Below are 25,135 nucleotides of genomic sequence, written 5' to 3'. Positions count from 1 at the left end.
CTTGAGATAAATGGATCAGGAACGCTGACTGGACACAGAGACAATCTCGCCAGTCATATAACTTGAATAATCGGAAGCCAGGAACATCATGACATTGGCGACTTCCCAGGCCTCTGCTGCGCGACCGTAGGCCTCTTTGGACTCAAGCTCCTCGAGAAGTTCCTCGGAGGCTGACTTACGCAGCATGGGATGCAATACAATCGACGGCGATACAGCGTTAATCCGCACGTCAAACTCTGCAGCTTCCAGCGCGGCGCAGCGAGTCAGTGCCATAACACCGGCTTTGGCCGCGGCGTAATGCGCCTGCTCTTTTTGTGCCCGCCAACCCAGCACCGAAGCGTTGTTAACGATAACACCGCCGTCGTCCCGGGCCTTCATCACCTTCATCATGTAACGCGTCATCCGCATGGTGCCGTTAAGCGTGACGTCAATCACCTTGTGCCACTCGTCGTCTTCCATGTCGATCAGCAGCTTTGACGTGCCTAGGCCGGCGTTGTTAATCAGGATATCAACCCCGCCGAGTGTTTCCTCGGCAAAATCGACCAGCGCCTGTACATCCTCTTCTACGGCGACGTTACCGGTCTTGCCATAAACCTCGGTCAGACCTGTATCCTGCTTGAGCTTTTCGACCGCTGCTTCCAGGCGCCCCTCGTGGATATCGCTCAGCACAATGGCGCGAGCGCCCTCCTCTGCGGCCTTGGTTGCAGCAGAAAAACCAATACCAGCACCGGCTGCTGCGGTAATCAGTACAGACTTACCTTTGATCAGGCCATGCCCGGGGACATACTCCGGCTTTTTAAGACTCATACTGCTTTTCCCTTTGGTTCCTTGGGCATGCCCAAACCGCGCTCGGCGATAATATTTCTCTGGATCTGATTGGTGCCGCCATAAATCGTGTCGGAGCGCACAAACAGATACATGGACTGCAGGCGACTCAGCTCATACGGGCCGCCCTCCAGAATCTCACATTCAGGGCCCATCACATCCATAGCGAGTTCACCCAGACTGCGGTGCCACGTAGCCCAGAACAACTTGTATATCAGCGCTTCTTTCTGCAGCGAACCATCTGAGCCACTTTGGCCCGACAACATACGCATGGCGTTGTAGCGCATGATCTTGAGTTCAGCGTGTGCCTTGGCAATTCGCTGGCGAATCACAGGGTCACTGGCGGCGCCATTGGATTTCGCAACTTTGACGACTTCATCCAGCTCGTTCTGGAATTGCATTTGCTGGCCCAGGGTGGAGACGCCACGCTCAAAGCCGAGCAGCCCCATGGCCACCTTCCAGCCCTCGCCGGGCGCGCCAACTATATCCGTGGCGTCGCATTCGGCGTCGTCAAAAAACACTTCGTTGAATTCGGAGGTGCCCGTGATTTGCTCAATAGGACGAACATCGATTCCCGGCTGATCCATTTTGATGAGGAAGAAGCCCAGGCCCTTGTGCGCCACAGAATCCGGGTCTGTTCGGGCGATGACGAAACAGTAGTCGGACTCGTGCGCCAATGAGGTCCACACCTTCTGTCCATTGATAATCCACTTGCCCTTTGCTTGGTCAAAGCGGGCCTTGGTTTTCACGTTTGCCAGGTCTGAACCGGCACTCGGTTCCGAGTATCCCTGACACCACAGCTCAGTACCGGCCACAATACCTGGCAGGTACTTACGTTTCTGCTCTTCGGTACCAAAGGCAATAATGGTAGGACCGGCCAATCCTTCGCCAATGTGTCCGACGCGGCCCGGCGCACCGGCGCGGGCATACTCTTCAAAAAAGATGACCTGCTGCTCGATACTGCAGCCGCGACCGCCGTGCTCCTCGGGCCAACCCACGCAGGTCCAGCCGCCCTCGGCTAGTTTCTTTTCCCAGCCCTGACGCTCTTGCGGATACATGTGCTCATCACCAGGGCCGCCGCGATACTTCAGTTTCTCAAACTCACCGGTCAGGTTCTGGCTCAACCAGCCAGCAATCTCTTCACGGAACTTTTCATCTTCCGGGCTAAAACTCAGTTTCATGCCGCGTCCTCCGCGTCCAGCAGTTGTGCGGCCAGGCGCTCGCGATGCTGCGTACCATTACCCAAGAACTGTTCGGACGACTTCGCTCGCTTGAAATACAGGTGCACGTCGTATTCCCAGGTAAAACCAACACCGCCATGCAACTGCAGCGTGTCACCGGCGATAGCGAAGTAGGCATCGGAACAATAGGACTTAACCACGCTCGCCGCCTCGGGCAACTCCGCAGCCAGCTCTGTGCCTTGCAGTGCCTCCTGTGCAACACAGGCGGCGTAGTAAATCGCCGAGCGCGCTACTTCGGTCAGCAGCATCATGTCAGCAGCCTTGTGCTTCACGGCCTGGAAGCTGGCAATGGTACGGCCAAACTGGACCCGCTCACTGGTGTATTCAACCGCGCTGTCGAGCAACTGCTGGCAGCCACCAACCTGCTCTGCCGCGAGCGCAATGGCCGCCAAATCCTGCACCTGGCTCAGCACTGCCCAACCAGAGCCGGCGTCGCCCAGCAGGGCATCGGCTTCGAGGCGCACGCCATCCAAAGACAGTGCCGCCTGCTTGCGTGTCTGGTCCATGGTGGGCAGCCATTCCCGGCTCAGTCCCGGGGTATCTGCGGGCAACAGGAAAAGACTGATACCGCTTTCTTCCTCACTGCCTACTTCACGAGCAGCGACCACAATCAACTGTGCTGTATGGCCGTCGATCACATAGCGATAGCTGCCATCAAGAACATAGGCATCGCCATCGCGTCGCCAGGTGGCTGTCACCGACTCCGGCCCCCAACTTGCTACGCCACCATTGCTGGCGATGGTGGCTGTGAGCCCACCTTCACAAAGCTTGCCCAGCCAATGCGTTTTTTGCTCATCGCTGCCGGCCAGCAGTAACGCATTCGCTCCCTGGCAGACCGTGGCAAAAAATGGCGAGCACAGCAGGTAGCGGCCCATTTGTTCCATCATCGCAACGACTTCGACATACCCCAGCCCCATACCCCCGTACTCTTCGGGAATGTGAATAGCCTGCCAGTACATTTCGCCACAGATACGCTGCCATAGCTCGGCGTCATAACCGGCTTCAGTGGCCATCGCTGAACGCACAGCCTCGCTGGTAGACACCTCAGCAAGGAAAGCCTCCGCGGTATCGCGGATCATTTCCTGCTCTTCAGTAAATGCAAATTCCATCGTCGTTCTCTAAATGGGGGGACAGACCCCGTTTTTTGCTCTAAAAAAAATGGGGTCTGTCCCCCATTTTTGGATCAGGTACCCCAGACTTTTTGCGCGGGGGATTCCTTGGCCAGCAGCTCTTCCATCGCCTCGCCGATCTCGGCGGGCGCCCAGGCAGCGCCACGATCGACGCCGTCGGTTGTGCGCCAGCCGTCGCAGATACAAATGCGGCCACCCTCAGCTTCAAATACACGACCGGACACGTTCGCCGCGGCGGGCGATGCCAGCCAGGCCAGCAGGTTGGAAACATTCTCAGGTGCGAAGTGGTCAAAGCTGCCGTCGTCGGGCTTCTTCATGCGCTCGGCCATTTCCGGCACTGCGGTGGTCATGCCAGTACGCGCAGAGGGCGCGATCGCATTCGCTGTAATACCATAACGTCCCAGCTCCGCAGCCTGGTTCAAGGTCAGCGCGGCAATACCCGCCTTGGCGGCTGCGTAGTTAGACTGACCGATAGAGCCCTGAAGACCGGCCCCTGAAGTGGTATTGATAATGCGAGCATCAACGGTATTGCCTTCTTTGGCCTGACCGCGCCAGTAGTGCACAGCATGCGAGCTCATGCAGAAATGCCCCTTGAGGTGCACACTCATAATCGCGTCCCACTCTGCCTCGGTCATGGAGGCGAACATACGGTCGCGGTTGATGCCGGCGTTGTTAAGCACAATGTGCAGGCCGCCAAAGCTGTCGATAGCCTGCTTGATAGCGTTAAGGCTGTCGTCGTAGTGAGTAATGTCGGAGCTGTTGACCTCCGCCCTGCCGCCAGCGGCAACGATGTCATCGACAACCGCCTGAGCGGCATCAGTGTTAATGTCGTTAACGATCACGGCGCAGCCTTCGCTGGCAAAGACCTTTGCGTGGGCAGCACCCAGGCCGCCACCAGCACCAGTGACAATCGCGACGCGTCCTTCGAGAATTCCACTCATCAATCTATTCCTTCTTACAATCTTTCCAGGATGGTGACGTTGGCCTGACCACCCCCTTCACACATGGTTTGCAGGCCGTACTTACCACCGCTGCGCTCGAGTTCGTGCAGCAATGTGGTCATCAGCTTGGTTCCCGTGGCACCCAGCGGATGACCAAGGGCAATCGCACCGCCATTCACATTGGTTTTTTCGTGGTCGTAACCGGTTTCCTTCAGCCAGGCCATGGCCACAGAGGCAAACGCCTCATTGATTTCCACACGATCGATATCGCTCATGCTCATGCCGGTCTTTTTCAAAGCGTATTCCGTGGCGGGAATCGGCGCAGTCAGCATCCAGATAGGATCCGCAGCGCGCACACTCATATGCGCGATACGTGCACGAGGGGTCAGGTTGTAGCGCTTAAGCGCCTCTTCTGACACGATCAACATGGCGGAAGATCCATCGCAGGTCTGGCTGGACACACCCGCAGTGACCTTGTCGCAGCCAAACAGATAGCCCAGCTCCGCCATTTTCTCGAGGGTGGATTCGCGCGGTGTCTCGTCCATGGTCACCCCTTCCAGCGGCGCGATCTCGCGATCAAAGCGACCTTCTTTAATTGCCTTCAGCGCACGGGTGTGGGATTCAAGCGAATAGACTTCGAGATCTTCGCGCGACAACTCCCACTTGTCCGCTATCATCTGCGCCGAGCGGAACTGGGTCGGGGGTACATCGCCGTAGCGCTCTACCCAGCCCTTGGAACCGGTGAAAGGATCGCTGAAGCCCAGCGGCTCAGCCGCGATCATCGCAGACGAGATCGGAATCTGCGTCATGGTTTGCACACCGCCGGCAATCACAACATCGTTCATGCCGGCCATAATGGCCTGTGCGGCGAAATGCACAGCCTGCTGTGACGAACCACACTGACGATCAATCGTGGTTCCCGGCACCACATCGGAAAGACCGGCAGCCAACCAGCAGGTACGGGCAATATCGCCCGCCAGCGGCCCGATCGTGTCGACACAGCCAAACATCACATCGTCATACTCATCGTCGGGAATACTGTTGCGCGCTACCAGTGTCTTGAGCACATGCGCGCCCAGGTCGGCGCCATGCACGTGAGCCAGCCCGCCCTTGCGTCGCCCGGTAGGTGAACGCACCGCATCTACAATATAAGCATCTGCCATTTCTAATCTCCTTACTTAGCCGAGCGTGCCGTCGGCACCGAGTGCCGCACCGTCCGCAAAAATGTGTTCTGCCACGCGCTCTTTGTGATACGCAGCGTCGCCCCAGGTATTGGCCATTGCCCAAGCTTTTTTCATAAAGATATGCAGATCAACTTCCCAGGTGTAACCCATGGCCCCATGCACCTGAATACAGTTCTTGGCAGCAAGATTGGCCGCCTCACAGGCCACCAGTTTGGCCTGCGACACCGCATGGGCTGCAACGGCTTCGCCATGAGCAATGCTGTAAGCCGCGCGATGCACTGGCGCCTTGGCATATTCAAGGCGCACAGCAACATTGGCCATGTGATGTTTGACAGCCTGAAAGGTACCGATGGCCTTGCCGAACTGCTGCCGCTCGCTGGTATATTGAACAGAGATATCGATCATGCGCTGGGCCAGACCAAGCGCTTGCGCCGCGGCGCCGAGCGCCCCACGATTGAGAGCAGCTTCCAGCAGCGTCGCTGCCTGTTCGCCATTTGCCACCGCATCGACGTCGCTATTCACACTCACACTGAATAGCCTGCGTGAGGGGTCAACCGACTCGTTGTGTTGTAGCGTCATCTGCTCCTGGGTCAGCGCATACCAGCTACCTTCTGTGTACCACAGCACCAGGTCAGCCACATGTGCGTCTTCCGCCAGCAAATTTTGCTCAATACCGGCAACAACCCGCGCCTCGCCAGTGGCCACCTGTGGCAACCATTGTTCCGCCAGGTCGCCACCGATGGTCTTCAGGAGCGGCACCGCTACAAGCACACTGTTAACCAGCGGCTCCGGCAGGGCCACGTAGCCGCACTCCTGTGCCAACAATACGAAATCGAGTTCGCTCATGCCCAGCCCACCGAAGGCTTCCGGGACAGTAAGCCCCGTCAGACCCAACTCCGCGAGCTGCGCCCATAGCTCCTGGCTGCGACCCGTCTCGGTATCCCAGCTTGAGCGAATGCGCTCAGGCGTAATTTCGTTGACTAGAAAGTCGCGCACGGAATCCTGGAACAGCAATTGATCTTCGCTAAAAGTGAAATCCATGACTTACTTCCTCGGCATACCGAGCATGCGCTCGGCAATAATGTTTCTCTGGACTTCGTTAGTCCCGGCATAAATGGGACCGGACTGGGAAAACAGCCACCCATCCAACCAGGTACCCACCCCTTGCGCATCTGGCGCATGTGGCAAGAGCTCTGCCCGGGCACCGAGAATGCTCATAGCAGTCGCGTGCATGTTTTGATCGAGCTCAGACCAGAAGATCTTGTTCGTTGAGGACTCTGCACCAATTTTGCCGCCTTTGTTCAGGCGACAGGCAGTTTGATAGGTGGTGAGGCAATAGCTCTCTGCGTCCATGTAGGCACGCAACACGGCACCCTTCACCGACGGATCGCGATCCGCCGAGGCGCGATTTTCCTTGTAGAGTTCTACCAGGCGACGGGCGGTTTCCTGGAACCGCGCAGGAGAGCGCAACATCAAGCCGCGTTCAAAACCTGCGGTCGCCATAGCCACACTCCAGCCAGCGCCCTCGTCACCGAGGCGATTGGAAACATCCACTTCCACGTTATCAAAGAATATTTCTGCAAAACCCGGCAGGCCGTCCAGCTGGGGGATGGGCCGCACCGTAATACCCGGTGAATCCAGCGGCACCAGAATAAACGTCAAACCGCGATGACGTTCCGAATCAGGATCGGTGCGGAACATACCAAAACACCAGTCAGCCCAGACCGCCCGGGTAGACCAGGTTTTCTGGCCGTTGATAATGTACTTATCCCCTTCCAGGCGCGCAGTGGAGCGAATAGCCGCCATGTCTGATCCAGCATTGGGCTCAGACCAACCCTGGGCCCAGACCTCTTCACCGGTCGCCATCTTCGGCAGAATGCGCGCCTTTTGTTCTTCGGTGCCGTACTCCATCAGGGTAGGGCCGAGCAGAAAAATACCGTTCTGGTTCACTCGCAGCGGCGCGCGCGCCTTGTAGTATTCTTCTTCGAAAATCAGCCACTCGATCAGGTCGCAGCTGCGGCCGCCCAGTTCTTCAGGCCAGGTCACCATGCCCCAGCGGCCTTCGTTCAGTTTGGCCTCCCACTCGCGGTGCTGCGCGAAGCCCTCGGCTGTATCAAAGGTTGTCAGCGGCTGCGCCGGCACATTGGCCGCCAGCCAGCTACGCACTTCTTCACGAAATGCGTTTTGCTCTTCAGTAAAATTCAGGTCCATTCTTTACTCTCAATCGAATTTCGCGTCGCGCTTCTCAACAAAGGCGTCGCGTGATTCCTGCGAATCGCCCATCGTGTAGGCCTCGAGCGTGAAGCCCTGCTCCCAACGATACTTGTCTTCCAGATTGCCATCCTCGATACCGGTCAGCGCCTCTTTGGCGAGCCGGACCATGGCGGGGGATTTGTCGGCAATTTTTGCGGCAATCTCCCGTGCGTTGGGCAGCAATTCCTCAAGGGGAACTACCTTCTCGACCGCACCGAGGCGATAGGCCTCCTGCGCATCAATAAATTCACCGGTGAAATACATGTAGCGCACTTTTTGTACGGGGAACATGCGCTGAAGATGAGCGCCACCGCCCATGGCACCGCGATCAATCTCAGGCACACCAAAGCGCGCACATTCGGAGCAGACAATGATGTCCGCAGCGCCCGCCATGCCGATACCACCGCCGAGCACAAAATTGTGTAGCGCAACGATGACCGGCTTGGGGTTGCGATGAATCGCGCGAAAAGTTTCGTAATTCCCCTTGTTCACATCAACGATCTTGCTGCCGTCGGCGGCAAGTTCCTTGATATCAACGCCGGCACAAAAACCTTTGCTGGCAGAGCCGATAATAATCACGCGAACATCATCGTTAACGCCCAGTGCGTCGATCTCGTCGGCAATCGCAAACCAGCCTGCGCTGTCAAAGGCATTGACGGGGGGATGATCCAGAATCATTTCGGCAATGCCGTTCTCGATACTGGTATTAAAGGGCTTGGACATCTTCAGCTCCTGTTATTGAACACGCTGGGCGAGCGCTGTGAGGCGCGCTTCGGCTTGGCTCACAATGGAATGAATCAGCTCTTCACAGCTGAGCAGTTCGTCAATCACGCCGGCCACCTGGCCGGAGGGCAGCACACCCTCAGAGGGGTGTCCCTCAACCATGGCTTTCTGAATAATCATCGGGGCGTTGGCCGACATCATTGCCTGGGCCGTGCTGAGATCTGAATCGTTATGCATTTGCCAGGCAGACTTCAGCAGACTGGTGACCGTGGCGCCGGTATGCTCGCGAAACGCGAGACCATTGCGCAGGGCTATCATCAGCTTTTTAAATGGCCCGGCTTTCTCAAGATCAGTGAGCAACTCATTCATGATCATGCGTTGCGGCAACCCATCCATGGCTTTAGAGACAATAATCTCGCCGGGGTTGCGACAATCGATATAGCGCTGCAGTGTCTCCCGGGGAACCGGGCTCTCCTCTGTCATCAGGAAGCGTGTTCCCATGGCAATACCATCGGCGCCCCAGGACAGCGCTGCCGTCAGGCCACGGCCGTCCTTGAAGCCACCGGCTGCGACCACAGGCACCTTGTCGCCCACCGCATCCACAATCTGGGGAATCAGCAATGTGGTGGGAATGGCACCGGTATGGCCGCCACCCTCACCGCCCTGCACGGTGACCACATCAGCCCCGAGCTCCACCGCCTTGATGGCGTGCTTGGGCAGACCGACTGTAGGCATACAGATAACGCCCGCGTCCTTGAGCCTGGCAATCATGTCCGGGCCCGGTGAGCGCGAATAACTGACTGCCTTCACGCCGTGGCGTATCACCATATCCACGATCTCAGCCGCATTCGGCTGATACATATGGAAGTTCACACCAAAGGGCTTGTCGGTCAGCTCCTTGACCCGCAGGATATCGCGCTCCATTTCGTCGGCGGGAATCGTCGCCCCGGCGAGAAAACCAAAGCCACCGGCATTACAGCTACCGGCTACCAGGCGTGGATCAGCCACCCACCCCATCGCGGTTTGCACGATGGGATATTGGCAGCCCAGCAGTTCTGTCAGTCGCGTTTGCAGCATGGCCTAGCTCCGAACGCCCGGAGGATTGTCCTTGATCTGGTAAGCGCGCTGATTGTGCGGGTCCATTTGCGCGATGATCGCCAGCTGCTCCTCAGTGGGCGCTTCGGTGGTGGGAATGTCGCCTTCGATATGCACGGCATACGCCGTGTTTTCCTGCACCTGCTCGGCGGTGACGCCGGGATGCAGGGATACCAGGCGAATCTGGTGATCCGGCCCACCAAAATCCATAACACACAGGTCGGTCACAATCAGGCGGATATCGATATCGTCCAGGCTGTGGCCCTTGGGCAGGCGCTCGGGGTTGTAGCCGATGGAGGAAACGAAATCGCACTCGCCGTCCATGAACACGCGGGTATTGTGGCTGGGCACAAAGAAGCTGTTGGGGTGAGAGATTGAATTACCCGGGAATCCACGGGCGCCCAGCATCATCACCTTGGGCGCCTCATAGGTGCCGCCCAGCGCAGATGTATTGGTCTGGCCGTGCTTGTCGATCTGGGTGGGGCCGAGCATGGCGTGACGCTTGCCGCTCCAGACGTTGTCAAAAATGCGGGAAAAGCCCATCCAACTCTCGTTGGCTTGCATATGGTGTTCGCCGCGCTTGCCAATCGGATTGGGCTCGCTGAGCATCCAGGCCTCTGAATCCGTCATCATCAGGTCGGGGTTGGTGGTTTTCATCGTCAGGCTCGCGGCCAGGCGGGGAATCACGCCGATACCGGTCGCGAGAACCTCGCCCTCATCGGCAAAAGCCTTGCTCGCCGCTACGATGCAGAGTTCGGCCAGGGTGTAATCACTTGCTACAGTCATGTTGATCTCCTCGCCGATCAGTAAGTGGGCAATTCAATGGCGCGGATGGCGTCGAGGCCACCGACGTTCTGCTGGTACTCCTCCTCAGAGGCACCCAGGTACTTATCGAAGTACGCCTGGATACCGCCCTCTTTCGCAGAGCCTGTGTAGGCCTTGAAGTGGGGCACATCGAAGCCATACATCGGTGAGCAAGAGGTCGGGTGCGCGCCACCGGCAATAGGCACCACACCTGTCGTCTGCGAGCGTTCCCAGTGCACCAGGCGAGCCTGGGCAGGGTCGTGGAAGTATTCGGTGGCAACCAGCTCGTCACAGGAGACAAAGGTCTTTTCGGCGGCGCGAGCGAACCAGTCGTCCATATAATGATCGGGGCCGGCGATCTGGCAGACCCCGCGCTCGTCAGCGCGGTCAGCGTGAATCAATGACGCGTCGAGCTTCAGTGCCGGCATGGCGACCCACTCTTTGTCATCGTAAGGGCTATCAATCACCTTGATGTCGGGGTTCTTGGTCACGATGTCTGTACCCAGACCAACCTCGGTGGGGATGTAAGGCACACCCCAGGCAGCGGCGCGCAGCCCCAGCAACATCATGCCCTCATCAATTTCCATCACCTCGATGGCACCTGACTGACGCGCCTGACGGAAGTAAGGCTCCAGCGGGATAAAATCCAGTGACACAAACGCGAATACCACCGTTTTCAACTTGCCGGCCGCACAGAGCATGCCCACGTCGGCGCCACCGTAGGACACCACGGTGAGATCCTTGAGGNCAGAGCGCAGAATTTCCCGCACCAGCGCCATCGGCTTGCGCCGCGGCCCCCAACCGCCAATGCCGATGGTCATGCCATCTTCCAGTTGAGCGACGACGTCAGCCGCTGTCATCTGCTTGTTCATGTCGTTTTCCTTACTTAACTAACGATCCGCGCCATGCGGTAATCGTGTTTGATGAAATTGACGCCGAGGGTACTTTCAGTGCGACGCACGCCCTCGATGCTGGTAATTCGGTCGTGAATAAAGTGCGCGAGGTGCTCGGCATTGCGGACCATGGTGATCGCCAGGATGTCAGAGCGCCCCAGCATGACGCCGACAAAACCCAGCTCTCCCACTTCGGCCAGTCGGCTCGCTACCTCGCGCGCCTGGTCACTGCGCTCTACCTCGATCCAGATATAGGCCAGCGCGTGATTGTCAAAGCGATCGATATTGGTGACCGCGGTAATGCGCACCTGGCGTTCTTCTTCCATGCGCTTGATACGCGCCCTCACGGTACCTTCACTCACACCCAGGCTCTCAGCAATTTCACGATTGCTGATGCGGGCGTCCGGCGCCAGACGCTCAACAATGGCGGCATCCACCTCGTCCAGCCTACGCGTCATGAAACGGCNCCCAGTCCGGTTGATTCTTGAGTACATCGACCGCCAGTGATGGGGTTAACTTGCGCACACCAGGTAAGGTACCTAGGGTGTCACTGAGCAGTGCATTCAGGCCCTGTTGATCAGGCGCCACAACAAGAATCTCTATATCGTGAGCGCCTACTACTGCGTTCACCGAGAACACCTCAGGAATACTGGCCAGGTCGCGGGCAACCTCTTCCGGCGCCCTGCCCTCTACCTGCACACCTACGGCCAACAGCATGTCAAAGCCAGCGGCCTGGGTATCTGTCACGGCGACGACACGCATGGTGTTTGATTCTTCGAGGCGGCGCACCCGGCTGCGCACGGTGGCCTCAGTAATATTCAGCTCTCGCGCAATGGCGCGGAACGCCATGCGACCGTCTTTTCGCAGCAGCTCGATGATGCCCACATCGGTGGCGTCGAGCTCAATCGGCGCAGACTGGTCGCTGGTCGCGGCGAGGTTCATGCCAGCTCCTTTGCCGCCAGGTCGCGCAGGTTATTCTTCAAGATTTTGCCACCGGCGTTCATGGGAAACTCGTTGAGGAATCCGACGCTGCGGGGCACTTTATAATTCGCCATTTGCTCGCGGGACCAGGCAATGACCGCGGCCTCATCAAGGTCGGCACCCGCCTCGCGCACAATATACGCCCGGGCGACCTCACCCATACGCTCGTCGGGCACACCAATGACGGCAGCGCGTGCTACGCCGGGCATGCCACAGAGAATATTTTCGATCTCTGCCGGATAGGTGTTGAAGCCACCGACAATAAACATGTCCTTGATGCGGTCGGTAATGCGCACATAACCTTCTGCGTCCATCACGCCAACGTCACCGGTTTTGAGCCAACCATCGACGGTCACGGTCTTCGCAGTCTCCTCGGGGTTATCGAGATAGCCGCGCATCATGTTGAAGCCGCGGAACCAAATTTCGCCCTCTTGGCCAGCTGCCACAGTAGTCCCGGCGGCGTCGACACATTTCATCTCAACACCGTCCATGGCTTTTCCCGAACTGTGGGAAATGCGCTCCGCGCTGTCATCGGCCCTACAGATCGACACCACGCCGCAGGATTCCGTGAGTCCATAAGCGGTGACGACCACCTCAAAGCCCAACGCCTCACGCATTTGCTCGACCAGCGAAACCGGGACCGGTGCAGCACCAGTCACTGCAAGGCGAAGGCTGGACAAGTCATAGTCAGCGCGCTGCGGGTGCGCCAGCAACGATTGGTAAATCGTTGGCGGCCCGGGAATCATGGAGATACGTTCGCGGGCAATCTGCGCCATCACCGCATCGAGGTCGAAGTTTTTTACCGGCAACATATGAGCGCCGCGGATAATGCAGGCCAGCCAGCCAGCTTTATAGCCGAAGGAATGGAAGAAGGGATTGATGACCAGATAGTTGTCATCAGCGCGCAGACCGACCGTAGCACTCCAGTTTTCAAAGGTCCGGATATTTTGGCCATGACAGGTCACCACGCCCTTGGGATTGCCTGTCGTACCGGATGTAAAGAGGATGTCGAGCACATCATCTGGCGTCAGTTCATCGGCACGGGCCGCCACCTCTTGGGCAGCCACAGAATCGCCCTCGGCCAGAAATACCTCCCAAGACACTCCACCGTCACCCCCGTCTAGCATCACCACCTGCTCCAGCGCGGGTAGTGCCTGCTCCTGCAGCAGTGCTGGGTAGTTCACCCCCAGAAAGTCGCCAACGGTAAAGAGTAATTTCGCGCCGCTGGCTTGCAGCACATAGGCCGCCTCTGCCCCTTTCATGCGGGTATTCAGCGGTACCAGCACGCCGCCTACTGACTGCGCACCGATCGCGGCAATAATCCACTGATAGATATTGGGAGCCCAGATGGCAATGCGGTCGCCCTTCCCAAGCCCGGCAGCAATAAATGCCCGGCCGGCCGCAATCCGGGCCTCATCGAGCTGGGTGTAGCTAAGCGTTACATCGCCATCGGTAATGGCCGTGCGTGCGCCATGAGTGGCAGCGGCCTGGGTGACCAGCTGCGGCAGGGTTCGGGGCTGGTAGGCGTCCGACATGATTGCGGGCATCCCTCTGCATTCGAGTGAGATGCATCATAGGCGCCTTCGACGGGGCCAACAACCGGATTTCGTAGCTATTGGTTCAATTTTCTACGAATAGCGCCATTTATTCTAAGAATAGCGCCCACTATCCGTAGAAGTTCTAAGAAAACAGAGACTTAGCTGTTGACCAGCTCCCAACTGTCGTCATCCGCGTGCTGCAGGGCCTTTTGCTCCTGCTGCAACTTGATCAAATGGGCACTCATCGACAGTTTGGCCATCTCGTGCAGACCTTCATCGACATCGTCGTAAACCACCTTGACCAGCGTATCGAGATTGGCCCGACCGGTGTGCTGCAAGCCCTTGATGACCTTAGCCTCACGCTGCAGGCGATGGTTCACCAGCCACTCCACGATGGCCTTGGAATTTTCCATCACCTCACCGTGTCCCGGTGCAATCAGCTCCAGATCGTACTCCAGCAACAGCTGCAGTGACTCGATGTAGGCCTTCATATCGCCGCTGGGCGGTACGATAACAACCGTGGAACCGTTCATAATATGGTCACCAGCAAACAACATACGCTCTTCTTCCAGAAAGAAGCAGAAATGGTTGCTCACATGACCCGGCGTATGAACCGCCCGCAGCGTGAACTCGTCGCTGCGTAACACATCGTCGTGCTCAAGCTCCCAGATCGGCTTGAATGTCTCATCCTGAAACATTTTATCTTCTGGCGACATACCCAGGGGCTTGGCGCCGGTGGCGTCGGCAATAGCTTTCCAGGCGGGCGAGTGGTCCGGATGGGTGTGAGTGCATACCACCCATTTGATCTTGTCACCGCCAGCTTCCAGGATGGCATCAATGTGCTCGGGAATCGCCGGCCCAGGGTCAAGCACGGCAATCTGCTCATCCCCCAGCAGGTACGTGTTGGTTCCCGCACCGGTCATCACCCCGGGGTTGGGAGCCACAATACGCCTGACCCTGGCGTTCAGACGAAACGGTACGCCGTGATCAAGCACGATTACACCAGGTTCTCGATGGGCGCAACTGGATCGACATCGGCTTCATAATCAACACCGTCAACCTCGAACCCGAACAGCTGCAGGAATTCGCGCTTGTAGCCAGCGAAGTCGGAAAGATCGTGTAGCGTGTCAGTATTAATATCCTGCCAAAGATCGGCTACCGCCGCCTGCACCGCGGGTTCGAGCTCCTTGCGATCTGCCCGCAGACGACCCTCTTCGTCGAGATAGGGTTCAGCGCCATAGAGCGAATCGCGGAACAGGCCATCAACCTGCTCAATGCATCCCTCATGGGTGCCGTTTTCTTTCATCACCTTGAACAGCAACGCCAGGTAAATCGGCATGGCCGGAATAGCTGCACTGGCCTGGGTCACTACCGCTTTAAGCACTGAGACGCGGGCATCGCCACCCTGGGCCGCCAGACGCTCGCGAATATCGATGACGCGCTTATCCAGATCTTTCTTGGCAGCACCGATGGTGCCGTGCCAGTAGATATCCCAGGTCAGCTTTTCACCGATATAGGTGTAAGCAGTCGTTTTGGCGCCATCAGCGAGCACGCCCGCTGCATCCAGCGCTTCAATCCACATCTGCCAGTCTTCGCCGCCCATGACGGCAACGGTGTTGGCTATCTCGTCATCGTTGGCCTGTTCAATATGGAAGTCCTGTACTTCTTCCTTATCGGTGTTGACACCTTTTTGCACGGTATCCTTGCCGATCGGCTTAAGCGTGGAATTGTGAACCTCGCCCGTAACCGGGTGCTGGCGACGCGGGGCGGCCAGGCTGTAAACCACAAGATCCACCTGGCCCATATCAGCCTTGATGGTTTCAATCGTCTTTTGCTTGATGTCATCGGAGAAGGCGTCGCCATTAATACTCTTGGCATACAGGCCCTCTTCTTCAGCGAACTTGTGGAACGCCGCGGAGTTATACCAGCCGGCGGTGCCGGGCTTGCGCTCGGTGCCTTCTTTCTCGAAGAAAATACCCAGGGTGGAAGCGCCCGCACCGAAAGCAGCGCTGATGCGCGAAGCCAGGCCATAACCGGTCGAAGCGCCAATCACCAGCACACGCTTGGGGCCGTCTTCAATCGGGCCCTGCGCTTTCACATAGTCGATCTGCTTTTTGACATTGGCTTCACAGCCGGTGGGGTGAGTGGTAATACAAAGAAAACCGCGCACACGTGGTTTGATGATCATTGGCTAAAGGTCCCTGAAATTGCGTCATTATCTGGTCAGGGAGTTTAACACAGCTTCGCTGGCACAAATGCAGTTACAGGGCCCCGGAGTGACCCTCCAGGTTAGTAATCCACACTGTCTGGTAGGGATGCACGTCGATGACCTCATCGCGGCCGTGATAGTGGGTCCCGCTGATCAGGTCCACCCAATCATCGGTGCCTATCAGGTTAATATCCGACAATGCCAATGGTATAGCGGCATTGGAAATATTGCTGATACAGAACACACTCTGGCGGCGATCCATACTCTGGCGCCAGAAACCGAAAACGGCATCACCCAGATGCAGCGTAAACTGCGTGGCATTGGGGTGAAATGCTGCCTGCTCACGGCGAATCGCCAGCAGCGCCTTGATACGGGCGAACACTTGAGCGTGACTGGAATCCTCGCGCGACAGCACCGACTCCAGCGCCTCATCGTCCCACTGATGCCGATTGATCGCGCGATAGTGCCCGGCATTCTCTACACGGTCATAGTCATTGCGCGTACCCAGCAGGCTGTGGATGTAAATGCCCGGTATGCCTTCCAGGCCAAGCATGATGGCATGCGCACACACAAAGCGCTCCACGCCCCACTCATCAGTCCCCGATGTCGTTCCTTGCAGGGCATCAAACAGCGAGATATTGATCTCGTAGGGCTTGCTCTGCCCATCTTCCAGGGCACGGTAAGACACATGACCACCAAATTGCCCCATGGTCTCGACCAATGACGTGAGCTCGGCATCACTGAGCAAACCCTCTGCAGGGCGCAAGCCAATACCATCATGCGAGGCGATGAAATTGAAATACGCCGTGCCGTTCTGGGCTGGAGGCATACTCATCATCCACATCTTCAGATGCTGGCAATTCCCGGTGACCAGCGTGTTGACCAATAGCGGCGGCAGCGAGAAATTGTAGATACAGTGGGCTTCATTGGAGTTACCAAAGTAAGACAGGTTCTGCTGGTTGGGGATATTGGTTTCAGTAATCAGCAGCGCACCGGGAACCGCGTGCTCGACCAAAGTGCGCAACAGCCGCACTACCTCGTGTGTCTCCTCCAGATTAAGACTGGTGGTACCGGCGACTTTCCACAGGAACGCCACCGCATCTAGCCTGAAAATTCGCACGCCGTTGTCGAGATAATGACGGACAATACTGACGAACTGCCTGAGCACCTCAGGGTTGCGAAAATCCAGGTCCACCTGATCGTGACTGAACGTGCACCAAACGTACCGCGTACCCTCGCTGGTCTCCACTTCACGCAGCAGCTCGGACGTGCGCGGCCGCACCACCTGACTCAGATCATCCTCCGGCGATGCGGTAAAAAAGTACCCCTTGCCCGGCGTTTCACCCTTGAGAAAATTCTGGAACCACAGGCTGCGCGCAGAACAGTGGTTAATGACCAGGTCCGCCATGAGGTCGTAACTGCCAGCGATGGCTTCGACGTCATCCCAGGTACCCAATGCTTCATTCACGCTGGAATAATCGAGCACCGAAAATCCATCGTCTGAACTCCAGGGACAAAACGGCAGAATATGCACTCCTGTCAGCAAGCCCTCGCTGTGCTGATCGAAAAAACGTTTTAATGTCACCAGGGGCTTTTCACCTTCCCTGAGAATGCTATCGCCGTAGGTAATTGCAATGGCGTCGCGCTGGCTCCAGTGATTCACGTACTGCGGCGGTGGTGCTGCAGCAGGATCGAGGCGCATCAGTTCCAGCAGTGATGTAGCCAGGCTGTCCAGGTTCACCGACAGTGGGTTGGTTCGGTATATCAGGTCAACATGGTGTTGAACCCGGTCCAGTAAATGGGCCTGATCGCTGTCGCGCTGTTGCATGGTGCCCGCTAGCCCCCCTGCCCGAAATCGCGGTGATCGGCCTCAACCGCCTCGTGAAGCTGTTCGAGCACATCAGGCAAGGCGCTGATCACCCTGCTCCAACTGGGAATAAAGGGACGCTCCATGGGCCGCGCCAGAAACGCTTCGCCTGCCTTCATAATATTCTCGGCAAACATCTCCACCGCTTTTTCCTCATTGTGAATATCCAATGTTAGGCCATTCATTACTGCATCGTTGTGATAGGTCTCCACAAAATCCAGGGCAATACGGTAGTAAGTGGCCTTCAGGGAACGAAACAACTCTGTATTAAACGTCACACCCCGGGTCGCCAGCTTGCGAATTAACGCCTTGGTGATATCGATGGACATTCTCGACAACCCACCCTGATCATCGTTGGCGGAAAGTTCCTGATGCTTGTGATCATATACATCGGCGATGTCTGCCTGGCACAGGCGATTGTTGGCGTAGTTGCGATACATCTCGGACAGAACGCCGATCTCTAGCCCCCAGTCACTGGGAATACGAATGTCATTGAGCACATCTCGACGGAAGGAGAACTCCCCCGCCAGCGGATAACGGAAGCTATCCATGTAATCCAGGTACTCCATATCACCCAGACATTTTTTCAATGCGCGCAATAGCGGTGTCACCAACAGACGGCTTACACGACCGTTAATCTTGCCGCCGGCAACCCGGGCGTAATAACCCTTGCAGAACTCATAGTTGAATCGCGGATGGGCCACCGGGTAGATCAGCCGTGCCAGCATGGAGCGTTCGTAGGTCACGATGTCACAGTCGTGCAAAGCCACAGATTCGGTGCGATTGGATGCCAGCGTATAACCCATGCAATACCAGACATTGCGCCCCTTGCCCAATTCCTTGGGCGCCAGATCCTGGGCCTGGAGCTGCTCGTCCAGTGCTTTAAGACGCGGCCCATCATTCCAGAGCACCCGGTGGCGCTGCGGCAATTGTTCAAAAAAACCCAGTGCCTGGCGATACTGGTCCTCGGTCGCCCGATCCAGACCGATCACAATTTCCGACAGATAACCGGCGCCCTGGAGTTCGTCCAGTATCTTGGGCATCGCCTCGCCCTCCAACTCCGAATACAGTGACGGCAGAATCAACCCCATAGGACGTTCGCGAGAAAACGCCTGCAGATCCGCCTCCAACTCTTTGAGCGGTCGATCGGAGAGGTTATGCAGCGTGGTAATGATGCCGTTCTGGTAAAAATCACCCATGTATTTCGTTCCTTAATCAATCGTTGTGGTCAGCAATAGCCAGCCACTCAAGCACACCTTCCGCCCAGCCTGCCGGGCCAAAAGCCCGACTGTGCATGAGTTGGTTGTCGCGTTTAACCACCGGAAAATCATGTACCGGAGAGCGGATGACAAGCGCGGTACCCGCCGCCTCCAGCATTGCCACGTCATTGCCACTGTCGCCAGCAGCAAGGTCGTCCACGGTAGACGCCTCGAGAGCCTGCTGATAAGCACCGCGCAACCAGCGCAGCGCCCGCCCCTTATCGCAGGCCCCGGCCACGGACAGAAAGCGCCCTCCTTGTAATGGCGTGGCACCCGCGTGACGTAATCGCTCAATAAATTCGCTGCGGTCCTCTACCGAGCCCAACCAGCGCAGCGGTTCACTGTACTCACGACAATTGGCTAACTCAGCGTCAGCCAATGCCAACCCTGTCCCCTGGGCAATGCCTGATGGCCCCATATCTGCAAAGGTCTCAAATTGTCCGGCGTAGTCCGACCGCAGCGTCTGCAGCTGCGCCTGCCAAACCTCGCGTGGTGCACTCAGTTCATGAACCCAGTAGCTGCCACGGACTTCAGTATCTGCTGGCTGCTGCGCGAAATAGCCAACGGGAATCATCACCGCGGCACCGTTTTCCACGATGAACGGATCGGCGTTGTCCAGGTGCTGGCGCAAGCGCTCTACCTCTGCACGGGTCTTGCTTGTGACCGGAATCAGCGGAATACCCTGCTCTAGCAGTATGGCTAGCACGGGCAAGGCCGGCTCGAAACTATAGGTATCGTGATCCAGCAGCGACCCATCGAGATCGGTAAACACCAGCCTCGGGGTCACAGCCGCACTCCCGGTGCCGCCAGGTAGCTTTCAATTCGCCGCGCCTCATCGAGCGTGAACAGGTGATTCACCTTCCCGGGCAAATCGGCGAGGCATTGTTCAGTAATCCGCTGATAGAACTGTACAAACTGGGCGACACCTTCGGCGGACATCACCCCGCGGCCAGAGCGAAAGGCAGCCAATTTCTGCTCCTGCTCAAGCCGCCAGCGATAAACGCAATCAAATGAGGGGGCCTTGAGCATCAACCACTGGTCCACCAGTGCATAAAGCTCAGGAAAGGGTCTGGCAAGGACGTTATTGACCCGGCGGCGCCACTGGCCGTCAGCATCTTGCTCACGCTCAAGCGCATTGATTGGGGCGACCAGTGCGTCTTTCTCGACAGCTTGCGCCCCCAGGCACCAGCCCTCTAGTAGAATAATGTCGACCGGACGCGCCGGCTGATCCCAATCGCATTCGGGGCGACGATCGTCGATGGCTTTGTCAAAGCGGGGAACCGCCGGAGTCTCACCGGCCAGCAGCGCCTGCAGCGTCGACTGCAGCAGGGCCATGTCGTGGGTGCCGGGTACACCACGGGTCAGGAACAGCGGATGACTGTGCTCTGCCAGGGATTCCCGCTCAGCGAGCGTTAGATAGAAGTCATCGAGAGACAGGGCCAGCGCCTCAAGACCGTATTCAGCCCTGAAATGCGCCACCAGGTAATCCGATAGCGTGGTTTTGCCAGAGCCCTGACTGCCATTAATCCCTACAAGAATGGATCGCCCTGCACTACCTTGGTGCTCGACCAATAATTGGGCCACCGGCGCGAACCATTTCAGTGCAGAGGGGAGGTAGTCAGGCGGCAGGGCATGCGCTTGCAAAAACGCCTGCTGCCAGTCTTGCCCTCGCTCTGCCATGGTTTAGCCACCTTGCACAATGGAATTACCCCGAATGTAGCAGGTTCTGTGCCAATAGCACCAAAATCGGCCACTGGCACCAGAACGGGGAGTGGCTACATGATGATCTGACGAATATCGCCCAACAGCGACACCAGCTGACTCATGAACCGGCCGCCATCACCACCGTTAATCACACGGTGGTCATAGGACAGCGACAAGGGCAGCATTTTGCGCGGAGCGAATTCACTGCCATTCCAAACCGGCTTCATGTCCGCCCGGGACACGCCGAGAATACCTACCTCCGGTGCATTGACGATGGGCGTGAATCCGGTACCGCCAATACCACCCAGACTGGACACCGTGAAGCATCCGCCCTGCATATCAACAGGGCGCAGCTTGCGGTCACGCGCCTTGGCTGCCATGGCCAGCACTTCTTCGGAGAGTTCCCAGATCGACTTCTTGTCGACGTCTCGAATCACGGGCACCACCAGCCCGGCCGGGGTATCCACGGCCATGCCGATATGGATGTATTTTTTATACACCAGTGACTCACCGCCGTCGGCCAGAGAGGAACAGAACTTGGGATTATCCCGCAGTGCGACAGCGCAGGCTTTCAGAATAAACGGCATGGGTGTGAGTTTAGTGCCACGGCGCTCGGCTTCAGCCTTCATGCTCGCGCGGAACGCCTCCAGATCGGTGATATCGGCGTCGTCATATTGCGTCACATGGGGCACATTCAGCCAGCTGCGCTGCATGTTGCTGGCGGTAACCTTGTCCATTTTTGAGCGCGCGGTGGTCTCGACTTCCCCGAACTGTCCGAAGTCTACTTCCGGAATGTCGGGAATACCGGCGCCTCCACTGGTAGATGCCGCCGCAGGCGCCTTGAGTCGTTGCTGCACAAAGCTGTGCAAGTCTTCCTTGAGCACCCTGCCGCGCGGACCGGTTCCGGTCACTTCGCCCAGCGGCACACCAAATTCCCTGGCCAACTTGCGTACTGCGGGCCCGGCATAAACACTGCCACCCGAAGCCGGGGCCACCGCCGGGGTTGCCGGGGGCACTGCCGCGGCGACAGGCGCTGGCGCCGCGGGTGATTCTGCCGGTGCCTCTTCTTGCGCTGGAGCCGGCGCGGACGCGGGTGCAGCTACAACTTGCGCGCCCTTCAGCACGACCAGTTCGTCGCCCTGTTTGACCTGGTCACCTTCATTGACGCGGATCTCTACCACCTCACCGGCAAAGGGTGCGGGAACCTCCATGGAGGCCTTGTCAGATTCAAGCACGACCAGCGAATCACCTTCAGACACATCATCGCCAACGCTGACTGCGATCTCGATCAGCTCCACCGCGTCATCAGTGCCGATATCTGGCACAGGGACGACTTCGGACGCCACCTCTGTAGCCGCAGGGGCGGCTGCAGGTACAGCAGCAGGCTCAGCCGTGGGCGCTGCTTCAGGCTGAGTATCCGCCGGCGCCGGCTCAGCAGGTTCTGCCTCCGCCTCAGCGCCGGTATCGATAACCGCGACCGGTGCGCCCTCAGCTAATTCCTGACCTTCGGCGACCAGAATTTCCACAACCACTCCCGCCGCCGACGACGGAATCTCCATGGAAGCCTTATCGGATTCCAGCACACAGAGGCCCTGATCAACCTCAACTGCATCCCCAACCGCGACGAGAAGCTCGATAACCTCAGCCCCTTCGGCGCCGCCAATATCCGGTACTGTTACTTGTTGCTTAGCCACGTGATTATCCTTTTCTTATACCGTGAGGGGGTCAAATTTATCGGCGGAAATACCGAGATCAGCCATGGCGGCGGTGACCACCGACGCCTCGATAGCACCTTCATCCGCCAGTGCCTTGAGCGTTGCCAGCACGACAAATTCGCGGCTTACCTCGAAGAAATCACGCAAGCGTGAGCGGGTATCGGAACGGCCAAAGCCGTCGGTCCCCAATGCCGTGAAATGCCCGGGAATAAACTCGCGAATCTGGTCGGCATAGGATTTCATGTAATCCGTGGCCACCACGACCGGACCTGACGTGCCGTCCAGCAGCTGAGTAACGTAGGGCACACGCGGCGCCTCCTCCGGGTGCAGCATATTCCAGCGCGTCGCCGCCTTGCCTTCGCGCTGCAGCTCATTGATGGAGGTTAGGCTCCAGACATCCGCATTAACGTTGTACCTGGATTCGAGAATCTCTGCGGCAGCTTCCACCTCGCGCAGAATGGTCCCCGCACCCATGAGTTGAGCACTCAGCGAGTGCCCTGCCTCACTTTTGCGCAGGCTATACATGCCCTTGATAATGCCTTCCTGAACGCCTTCAGGCATAGCCGGCTGCACGTAGTTTTCGTTCATGGTGGTGATGTAATAGAACTTGTTCTCACCCAGTTCGTACATGCGGTGCAAGCCGTCCTGAATAATAACTGCCAGTTCGTAGGCATAAGCTGGGTCATAGCTGACGCAATTGGGGATAGTGCTGGCCTGCAAATGACTGTGGCCATCCTGGTGCTGCAAACCCTCACCGTTTAGCGTGGTGCGTCCAGCGGTGGCACCAATAAGAAAGCCCCGGGCCTGGCAATCGCCCGCCGCCCAGGCCAGATCGCCAATCCGCTGGAAGCCGAACATCGAGTAGTAAATATAGAACGGCACCATGGGGTAGGCGCTGGTGCTGTAGGACGTTGCCGCCGCCAGCCAGGCGGAGAAGGCGCCAGCTTCGTTAATGCCCTCCTCGAGAATCTGGCCCTTGATATCTTCCTTGTAAAACATGATCTGGCCGGCGTCATGGGGCGTGTAACGCTGCCCCACAGACGAATAAATACCCAGCTGACGGAACATGCCCTCCATGCCGAAAGTGCGTGCTTCATCAGGCACAATGGGCACAATTCGCTCGCCAATGGCCTTGTCCTTGACCAGGTTGGAGAGCAGCCTGACAAAAGCCATGGTGGTGGAAATAGCGCGTTTGCCGCTGCTTTCCAGTTGTTTGGCAAACGCATCCAGCGGCGGTGTTTGCAGCAGCTCCATCTCGCTGCGGCGCGCGGGAATCATGCCCCCCAACTCCTCTCGGCGCTGGCGCATATAACGCATCTCGGGGCTGTCTTCGGCAGGCTTGTAGTAAGGTACGTCGGCGAGGGCTTCGTCGCCGATAGGAATACCGAAACGGTCGCGGAAGGCCTTGAGGCTGTCCATATCCAACTTTTTAAGCGAGTGGGTTTCATTGTTCGCCTCGCCGGCTTCACCCATGCCATAACCTTTTACTGTCATGGCCAGAATCACCGTGGGGCGCTCGGTCTCCGCCACGGCCTGGGCATAGGCGGCGTAAACCTTATAGGGATCGTGACCGCCACGGTTGAGGTACATAATCTCCTCGTCTGACAGGTCCTTCACCAACTCAAGGCTCTCAGGGTATTTGCCGAAGAAATGCTCGCGTGTGTAGGCGCCACCGTTGTACTTGTAGTTCTGCAACTCACCGTCGCAAACCTCATCCATACGCTGGCGCAGGCGACCGGACTCGTCCTTGGCCAGCAGTGAGTCCCATTTGCGACCCCAGATGACCTTGATCACATTCCAGCCAGCGCCGCGGAACACGCCCTCGAGCTCCTGGATAATCTTGCCGTTGCCACGCACCGGGCCATCGAGGCGCTGCAGGTTGCAGTTGATGACAAAGTTGAGGTTACCCATTTTTTCGCGGCCCGCCAGAGAGATAGCGCCCAGAGATTCGGGCTCATCACACTCGCCGTCGCCCATGAAACACCAGACATTGCGATCACCGTGATCCACCAGACCGCGGTGCTGCTGATACTTCATGACGCGCGCCTGGTAAATGGCCTGGATGGGGCCCAGCCCCATGGAGACGGTGGGAAACTGCCAGTAGTCGGGCATCAACCAGGGATGCGGATAAGAGGACAGGCCATTGCCGTCGACTTCACGGCGGAAATTATCCAGCTGCGCCTCACTCAGGCGCCCTTCCAGGAAAGAGCGGGCGTACATGCCCGGTGCTGAATGGCCCTGGTAGAACACAAGATCTCCGGGGTGATCGCCGTCACTGCCACGGAAAAAATAGTTGAAACCCACATCGTAGAGGGTGGCGCTGGACGAGAAGCTGGAGATATGGCCGCCCAGACCTTCGTCATTGTCGTTGGCCCGCATCACCATGGCGAGGGCGTTCCAGCGCACCAGTGAGCGAATGCGCCGCTCCATGAACAAGTCACCTGGCATCCGCTTCTCGTCGTCGGCGGAGATCGTGTTCACAAAGGGCGTGGTGATCGAATCAGGCAGCTTGACCCGGTTATCCAGTGCATGGCGTCCCAGGGCCATCATCAGGTAATTAGCCCTTTCCGGACCACTATTGCGAATCACTTCATCGAGGGCATCCAGCCACTCTTTGGTTTCAATCGGATCTTTATCGTCTGCCATGCCCTACACCTGCAAATATGGGGGATCTTGAGGGTATCTTTTTAGAACTTAATAAAGAAATAGCCGCCATCCCAGTATAGTAAATACGAACAAAGCCGCCGGGAAATCGCTTCCGGGCGGCCTTTTT

Annotated in this window: 22 protein-coding genes; all 22 read right to left on the bottom strand. The window is 57.7% G+C overall.

Going from position 1 to position 25,135, the window contains the following annotated elements; translation table 11 throughout:
- Positions 1-15: 15 nt before the first annotated feature.
- The 22 genes from A3709_RS18860 to aceE all read right to left on the bottom strand — a co-directional run bounded on the left by A3709_RS18860 (position 16) and on the right by aceE (position 25,008).
- Positions 16-807, bottom strand: coding sequence for an SDR family oxidoreductase (locus tag A3709_RS18860; protein WP_066058199.1), 792 nt, complete (start codon positions 805-807; stop codon positions 16-18).
- Positions 804-2,006, bottom strand: a complete 1,203-nt coding sequence (locus A3709_RS18855) for an acyl-CoA dehydrogenase family protein (RefSeq protein ID WP_066058196.1) — start codon at positions 2,004-2,006, stop codon at positions 804-806. The genes A3709_RS18860 and A3709_RS18855 overlap by 4 nt, the downstream gene beginning before the upstream one ends.
- Positions 2,003-3,175, bottom strand: coding sequence for an acyl-CoA dehydrogenase family protein (locus A3709_RS18850; RefSeq protein ID WP_066058193.1), 1,173 nt, complete (start codon positions 3,173-3,175; stop codon positions 2,003-2,005). Before A3709_RS18850 ends, A3709_RS18855 begins: the two co-directional genes overlap by 4 nt.
- Positions 3,176-3,249: 74 nt before the next feature.
- Positions 3,250-4,137 (bottom strand): SDR family oxidoreductase, encoded by an 888-nt coding sequence (locus tag A3709_RS18845; RefSeq protein WP_066058190.1) that lies wholly within the window; start codon positions 4,135-4,137, stop codon positions 3,250-3,252.
- Positions 4,138-4,151: 14 nt separating this feature from the next.
- Positions 4,152-5,300 (bottom strand): acetyl-CoA C-acetyltransferase, encoded by a 1,149-nt coding sequence (locus A3709_RS18840; RefSeq protein ID WP_066058188.1) that lies wholly within the window; start codon positions 5,298-5,300, stop codon positions 4,152-4,154.
- Positions 5,301-5,315: 15 nt separating this feature from the next.
- Positions 5,316-6,362, bottom strand: a complete 1,047-nt coding sequence (locus A3709_RS18835) for an acyl-CoA dehydrogenase family protein (protein ID WP_066058185.1) — start codon at positions 6,360-6,362, stop codon at positions 5,316-5,318.
- 3 nt (positions 6,363-6,365) lie between these two features.
- On the bottom strand, positions 6,366-7,532 hold the full coding sequence (locus A3709_RS18830) for an acyl-CoA dehydrogenase (RefSeq protein ID WP_066058182.1): 1,167 nt from the start codon (positions 7,530-7,532) through the stop codon (positions 6,366-6,368).
- 9 nt (positions 7,533-7,541) lie between these two features.
- Positions 7,542-8,297 carry an enoyl-CoA hydratase family protein gene (locus tag A3709_RS18825; RefSeq protein ID WP_066058179.1) on the bottom strand — a complete coding sequence of 252 codons (756 nt, stop codon included), beginning with the start codon at positions 8,295-8,297 and terminating at the stop codon, positions 7,542-7,544.
- A gap of 12 nt (positions 8,298-8,309) precedes the next feature.
- Positions 8,310-9,374 (bottom strand): nitronate monooxygenase family protein, encoded by a 1,065-nt coding sequence (locus A3709_RS18820; RefSeq protein ID WP_066058176.1) that lies wholly within the window; start codon positions 9,372-9,374, stop codon positions 8,310-8,312.
- 3 nt (positions 9,375-9,377) lie between these two features.
- Positions 9,378-10,178 (bottom strand): CoA-transferase subunit beta, encoded by an 801-nt coding sequence (locus A3709_RS18815; protein ID WP_066058173.1) that lies wholly within the window; start codon positions 10,176-10,178, stop codon positions 9,378-9,380.
- Positions 10,179-10,195: 17 nt separating this feature from the next.
- The gene (locus A3709_RS18810) at positions 10,196-11,068 is read right to left on the bottom strand and encodes a CoA transferase subunit A (RefSeq protein ID WP_066058170.1); all 873 of its coding nucleotides are present in this window, start codon (positions 11,066-11,068) and stop codon (positions 10,196-10,198) included.
- Positions 11,069-11,082: 14 nt separating this feature from the next.
- Complete coding sequence (locus A3709_RS18805) at positions 11,083-11,547, bottom strand: Lrp/AsnC family transcriptional regulator (RefSeq protein ID WP_066058167.1); 465 nt, start codon at positions 11,545-11,547, stop codon at positions 11,083-11,085.
- Positions 11,537-12,031: an Lrp/AsnC family transcriptional regulator gene (locus A3709_RS18800; protein ID WP_066058164.1), complete on the bottom strand. Its 495-nt coding sequence runs from the start codon at positions 12,029-12,031 to the stop codon at positions 11,537-11,539. Before A3709_RS18800 ends, A3709_RS18805 begins: the two co-directional genes overlap by 11 nt.
- Complete coding sequence (locus tag A3709_RS18795) at positions 12,028-13,605, bottom strand: FadD3 family acyl-CoA ligase (protein ID WP_066058638.1); 1,578 nt, start codon at positions 13,603-13,605, stop codon at positions 12,028-12,030. The genes A3709_RS18800 and A3709_RS18795 overlap by 4 nt, the downstream gene beginning before the upstream one ends.
- 161 nt (positions 13,606-13,766) lie before the next feature.
- Positions 13,767-14,603: an MBL fold metallo-hydrolase gene (locus tag A3709_RS18790; protein ID WP_066058162.1), complete on the bottom strand. Its 837-nt coding sequence runs from the start codon at positions 14,601-14,603 to the stop codon at positions 13,767-13,769.
- Between the two features lie 2 nt (positions 14,604-14,605).
- Positions 14,606-15,796 carry an enoyl-ACP reductase FabV gene (fabV, locus tag A3709_RS18785; protein ID WP_066058159.1) on the bottom strand — a complete coding sequence of 397 codons (1,191 nt, stop codon included), beginning with the start codon at positions 15,794-15,796 and terminating at the stop codon, positions 14,606-14,608.
- Between the two features lie 73 nt (positions 15,797-15,869).
- Positions 15,870-17,645, bottom strand: coding sequence for a sugar phosphorylase (locus tag A3709_RS18780; RefSeq protein WP_066058156.1), 1,776 nt, complete (start codon positions 17,643-17,645; stop codon positions 15,870-15,872).
- A gap of 8 nt (positions 17,646-17,653) precedes the next feature.
- A complete protein-coding gene (locus A3709_RS18775) occupies positions 17,654-18,883 on the bottom strand; it encodes a glycosyl transferase (RefSeq protein WP_066058153.1) in 1,230 nt (409 codons plus the stop codon).
- A gap of 16 nt (positions 18,884-18,899) precedes the next feature.
- Positions 18,900-19,730 (bottom strand): mannosyl-3-phosphoglycerate phosphatase, encoded by an 831-nt coding sequence (locus tag A3709_RS18770; protein WP_066058151.1) that lies wholly within the window; start codon positions 19,728-19,730, stop codon positions 18,900-18,902.
- Entirely contained in the window at positions 19,727-20,623 is an 897-nt protein-coding gene (locus A3709_RS18765) for a hypothetical protein (RefSeq protein ID WP_066058148.1), read from the bottom strand. Before A3709_RS18765 ends, A3709_RS18770 begins: the two co-directional genes overlap by 4 nt.
- Positions 20,624-20,718: 95 nt before the next feature.
- Complete coding sequence (gene aceF / locus A3709_RS18760; protein WP_066058146.1) at positions 20,719-22,341, bottom strand: dihydrolipoyllysine-residue acetyltransferase; 1,623 nt, start codon at positions 22,339-22,341, stop codon at positions 20,719-20,721.
- Between the two features lie 15 nt (positions 22,342-22,356).
- A complete protein-coding gene (aceE, locus tag A3709_RS18755) occupies positions 22,357-25,008 on the bottom strand; it encodes a pyruvate dehydrogenase (acetyl-transferring), homodimeric type (protein WP_066058142.1) in 2,652 nt (883 codons plus the stop codon).
- Positions 25,009-25,135: the final 127 nt, after the last annotated feature.

It is taken from the genome of Halioglobus sp. HI00S01, from assembly GCF_001635445.1.
Lineage (GTDB): Bacteria > Pseudomonadota > Gammaproteobacteria > Pseudomonadales > Halieaceae > Halioglobus > Halioglobus japonicus.
Note: the sequence above shows the minus strand (reverse complement) of the source record. Positions and strands in the feature narration are given on the sequence as shown.

Coding starts and splice junctions, on each gene's coding strand:
- A3709_RS18860 (WP_066058199.1), bottom strand. CDS start 807: ATGAGTCTTAAAAAGCCGGAGTATGTCCCCGGGCATGGCCTGATCAAA.
- A3709_RS18855 (WP_066058196.1), bottom strand. CDS start 2,006: ATGAAACTGAGTTTTAGCCCGGAAGATGAAAAGTTCCGTGAAGAGATT.
- A3709_RS18850 (WP_066058193.1), bottom strand. CDS start 3,175: ATGGAATTTGCATTTACTGAAGAGCAGGAAATGATCCGCGATACCGCG.
- A3709_RS18845 (WP_066058190.1), bottom strand. CDS start 4,137: ATGAGTGGAATTCTCGAAGGACGCGTCGCGATTGTCACTGGTGCTGGT.
- A3709_RS18840 (WP_066058188.1), bottom strand. CDS start 5,300: ATGGCAGATGCTTATATTGTAGATGCGGTGCGTTCACCTACCGGGCGA.
- A3709_RS18835 (WP_066058185.1), bottom strand. CDS start 6,362: ATGGATTTCACTTTTAGCGAAGATCAATTGCTGTTCCAGGATTCCGTG.
- A3709_RS18830 (WP_066058182.1), bottom strand. CDS start 7,532: ATGGACCTGAATTTTACTGAAGAGCAAAACGCATTTCGTGAAGAAGTG.
- A3709_RS18825 (WP_066058179.1), bottom strand. CDS start 8,297: ATGTCCAAGCCCTTTAATACCAGTATCGAGAACGGCATTGCCGAAATG.
- A3709_RS18820 (WP_066058176.1), bottom strand. CDS start 9,374: ATGCTGCAAACGCGACTGACAGAACTGCTGGGCTGCCAATATCCCATC.
- A3709_RS18815 (WP_066058173.1), bottom strand. CDS start 10,178: ATGACTGTAGCAAGTGATTACACCCTGGCCGAACTCTGCATCGTAGCG.
- A3709_RS18805 (WP_066058167.1), bottom strand. CDS start 11,547: ATGACGCGTAGGCTGGACGAGGTGGATGCCGCCATTGTTGAGCGTCTG.
- A3709_RS18795 (WP_066058638.1), bottom strand. CDS start 13,605: ATGTCGGACGCCTACCAGCCCCGAACCCTGCCGCAGCTGGTCACCCAG.
- fabV (WP_066058159.1), bottom strand. CDS start 15,796: ATGATCATCAAACCACGTGTGCGCGGTTTTCTTTGTATTACCACTCAC.
- A3709_RS18780 (WP_066058156.1), bottom strand. CDS start 17,645: ATGCAACAGCGCGACAGCGATCAGGCCCATTTACTGGACCGGGTTCAA.
- A3709_RS18775 (WP_066058153.1), bottom strand. CDS start 18,883: ATGGGTGATTTTTACCAGAACGGCATCATTACCACGCTGCATAACCTC.
- A3709_RS18765 (WP_066058148.1), bottom strand. CDS start 20,623: ATGGCAGAGCGAGGGCAAGACTGGCAGCAGGCGTTTTTGCAAGCGCAT.
- aceE (WP_066058142.1), bottom strand. CDS start 25,008: ATGGCAGACGATAAAGATCCGATTGAAACCAAAGAGTGGCTGGATGCC.